Origin of the sequence: Halobacillus sp. BBL2006 (genome assembly GCF_000786645.1) — a bacterium.
Classification (GTDB): domain Bacteria; phylum Bacillota; class Bacilli; order Bacillales; family Halobacillaceae; genus Halobacillus.
Map to the genome: position 1 here is coordinate 1 of NZ_JRNX01000925.1, position 799 is coordinate 799.

Genomic DNA, 799 nt, shown 5'->3' on the forward strand with positions numbered 1-799 from the left:
ACATGCCCATGGAAAGCGAGTGATTTCCCGGACCTCCTTTTTAAGGTAACGGAAACATGAAATAGTCTCGAAACTGAGTCTTCCAGAATAGGGAGCTTTAGTGGAGTAAGAGAGACCGCTAACAATTCTTTTGGCGAAGGATCTTTGTTTACCATACTTATACTATAGGAATAATAAAGTTAGACAGGGCGAATTTTGAACGCACTAGTTTGTATTTAGGTTAGCTTATGGTACGATTTAAGCAGGTATAAAAAAGGTAGGCAATCCTTTTGTCAGGAAACAATGCCAATACATCAAGTACTAAAGGCAGTTGATCAAACATGAAAACATTTTATGATTTTTATCATAATCCAGTTAAATTATCTTTTGAGGATCATCCTTTTTCAAAATCACCAAAACATGTATGGGTCATTTGCCGCTATAAGAACCAATGGTTACTCACTAAACATAAAGACCGTGGTTTAGAGTTTCCGGGGGGGAAGGTAGAAGACGGGGAAACAGCAGAACAAGCGGCTGTACGTGAAGTAAAGGAAGAAACAGGTGCCGACGTTGCTGATCTGCATTACATAGGTCAGTATTATGTAGAAGGCAAGGGTGGAAATGTAATTAAAAATGTTTATTTTGCTACGGTTTCTGAATTAGCAGAACAAGATCATTATTTTGAAACCCACGGCCCTGTTTTGTTTCAACATCTACCTAAAGCGTTAGCAAAAAATGATCGGTTCAGTTTTATGATGAAGGATGAAGTCCTCCCGCAGTGTATGAAGCGAATTGAACACCGTCTTGATTAAATAACAAA

General features: G+C 38.3%; 1 protein-coding gene. It reads left to right on the forward strand.

The genetic code is table 11. From position 1 onward, the window contains the following. The first annotated feature begins 320 nt into the window (after window positions 1–320). Window positions 321–791, forward strand: a complete 471-nt coding sequence (ytkD, locus tag LD39_RS21130) for an RNA deprotection pyrophosphohydrolase (RefSeq protein WP_035553569.1) — start codon at window positions 321–323, stop codon at window positions 789–791. Window positions 792–799 lie beyond the last annotated feature (8 nt).